Annotated in this window: 2 protein-coding genes; one reads left to right on the plus strand and one right to left on the minus strand. The window is 69.2% G+C overall.

Annotation, left to right across the window (positions count from 1 at the left end):
• Positions 1-51: 51 nt before the first annotated feature.
• The gene (locus ACFU99_RS40375; RefSeq protein WP_384402778.1) at positions 52-963 is read right to left on the minus strand and encodes a serine protease; all 912 of its coding nucleotides are present in this window, start codon (positions 961-963) and stop codon (positions 52-54) included.
• 198 nt (positions 964-1161) lie between these two features.
• Here ACFU99_RS40375 and ACFU99_RS40380 point away from each other — a divergent pair, with 198 nt between their 5' ends.
• The gene (locus ACFU99_RS40380) at positions 1162-2490 is read left to right on the plus strand and encodes a M14 family metallopeptidase (RefSeq protein WP_384402781.1); all 1329 of its coding nucleotides are present in this window, start codon (positions 1162-1164) and stop codon (positions 2488-2490) included.
• Positions 2491-2622: the final 132 nt, after the last annotated feature.

Raw genomic sequence — 2622 nt, forward strand, 5'->3', positions numbered from 1 at the left:
TCCCCGGACCGTGCCTGCACACCGGTCCGGGGACGCCCCACAGGTTCTACGTCAGTGCCGGCCCGCCCGCTCGGCGGCGGGCTTGGGGAGGGAGCAGCCCGGCAGGCCGAGGTCGACCTTGTTCCCGGTGCCGATGCACTTGGCGAGGATGTAGGTCTCCTGGGCGTAGCCGATGCCCTTGCGGACCGTCACCTTGCCGTTCTCGTCGACCTCGCACGGGTTGTTCAGCGTGCAGCGCTGGCCGTCCTCGTTGGTCGTGTTGTTGACGGCGACGACATGGCCGGTGGCGGTGTCCACGACGGGCGAGCCCGACGTGCCGCCTATGACCTGGCAGGCGGAGGTGTAGCGGAGCGAGTCCTTCCAGGTCCAGTCGCCCTCGCGGAGCCGGTAGGCGAAGCCGTCCGTGTTGCAGGAATAGGTCTTCTTCCAGTAACCGGAGACGACCGCGATGGAGGCGCCCTTGACGGGGTGGTCGGCGTTGAGCTTCAGGGCGTCGATCTTGTACTGCTGCTTGATCTTGGCGTAGGTGGTGTTCAGTTCGTAGAGCGTGACGTCGGTGTCGGTCATCGTCGCGTACGAGACCTTGGTGGCCTTGAGCGTGGCGACCTTGCCGGCGGAGGCGTTGAGAAGACTGAAGGTACGGCTGGACGGCTTGTCCACGATCACCTCGCCCGCGCCGGGCATTCCGGTCTCCAGGCAGTGGCCGTTGGTCAGGATGAGGCCGGGATCGTTGTCCTGCGAGTTGGGCAGCCGCACCAGCGATCCGGAGCAGTTGCTGAGCGCGACGGTGCCGGCGAAGTTGACGGCCTTGGCCTTGGCGGCGACCGGGGCCGCTTGGGCGGCGGCCTTGGCCTTGGCCTTCACCTCGGGGGCAACGGGCTGGGCCGAGGCCGCGCCGGTGGAGGCGAGCGTCGCTCCGGTCAGGAGGAGCGTCGCGAGCGCACCGACGAGAGGCTTCTTCATGGGGGGTCCCCTCCGTACATAAGTTCTTCCGTTTTTGACGTGTGCATTGTTGAGGGCGGGGGGACCGCCCGGCAATCGGGTCGACAGAAGTGCCGGGGAAGTTGGCCTGTTTCCTCTCTACGCGCACCCTTGACCAGTTCATGACACCGCTCGAATCTGTCGGCACCCACACCCAGGAGAGCTCCCAGGAGACCCCTCATGAGACTCCGATCACGCGGCCGTTGGGCCGGAGCCTGCGCCGCCCTGCTCGCCGTCGCCCTCGCCGCGCCCACCGCGACCGGCGCGACGCCCGACCGGCCGGCCTCCCCGTCCGCCGAAGCCACGCACTCCTACGAGGTCACCGGCCCGGCGACGCCCGCGCAGCGCACGGCCATCGCCGCCACCGGCGCCGCGATCGACGCGGTGCGCGAGCACTCCGTCACCATCACCGCCTCCGCCGCCCAGGCCGAGCGCGTACGCGGACTCGGCTACCGGGTGAAGGAACTGACCGCGCCCCCGGACCGTACGGGCGGCGAGCGCCCGCGTCCCTTCGACTTCCCGCCGAAGGACTCGAATTACCACAACTACGCCGAGGCGGCGGCGGAGATCAACGCCGATCTCGGCAAGTACCCCGGCATCATGGCGAAGAAGGTCATCGGCAAGTCCTATGAGGGCCGCGACATCATCGCCGTGAAGATCAGCGACAACGTCGGCACGGACGAGGCCGAGCCCGAGGTGCTCTTCACCCACCACCAGCACGCACGCGAACACCTCACCGTGGAGATGGCGCTCTACCTGATCAACGAGTTCGGCTCCAAGTACGGGAACGACCCGCGCGTCACCAAGCTCGTCGACAGCCGCGAGATCTGGATCGTGCCCGACGTGAACCCGGACGGCGGCGAGTACGACATCGCCACCGGCTCGTACCGCAGCTGGCGCAAGAACCGCCAGCCCAACTCCGGCACGTCGCGCGGCACCGACCTCAACCGCAACTGGAACTTCAAGTGGGGCTGCTGCGGCGGCTCCTCGGGCAGTACGGGCTCCGAGACGTACCGCGGCACCGCCCCCGAGTCGGGGCCCGAGGTCAAGGTCGTGGCGGACTTCGTACGCAGCCGCGTCGTCGGCGGCAAGCAGCAGATCAAGGCCGCCATCGACTTCCACACCTACAGCGAACTGGTGCTCTGGCCCTACGGCTACACCTACAACGACACCGCGCCCGGCATGACCCAGGACGACCGGGACGCCTTCGCGACGCTCGGCAAGTCCATGGCCGCCAGCAACGGCTACACGCCGGAGCAGTCCAGCGACCTGTACATCACCGACGGGTCCATCGACGACTGGCTGTGGGGGAACCAGAAGATCTTCGGCTACACCTTCGAGATGTACCCGAACTCCAGTGGCTCGGGCGGCGGCTTCTACCCGCCGGACGAGGTGATCGGCCGGGAGACGGCCCGCAACCGCGACGCGGTGCTGCAACTCCTGGAGAGCGCCGACTGCGTGTACCGGGTGATCGGCAAGCAGCAGCAGTACTGCCCGGGTACCTCCTGACCCGGCCAACGGCCGCCCGGCGGCGCGGGCGCCGGGGCCCCGAACCCCCGCCCGGCTCCCCCGGACCCCCGCCGGCGGAGCAGCGGAGCACCCCCCCCCCCGCGGAGCCCCCCCCCCCCCGCCCCGCCCACA

It is taken from the genome of Streptomyces sp. NPDC057654 (assembly GCF_042800135.1).
Taxonomy (GTDB): domain Bacteria; phylum Actinomycetota; class Actinomycetes; order Streptomycetales; family Streptomycetaceae; genus Streptomyces.

Excerpts from the sequence above, each read along its gene's own strand:
- ACFU99_RS40380 (WP_384402781.1), top strand. The coding sequence starts at position 1,162 with ATGAGACTCCGATCACGCGGCCGTTGGGCCGGAGCCTGCGCCGCCCTG.
- ACFU99_RS40375 (WP_384402778.1), bottom strand. The coding sequence starts at position 963 with ATGAAGAAGCCTCTCGTCGGTGCGCTCGCGACGCTCCTCCTGACCGGA.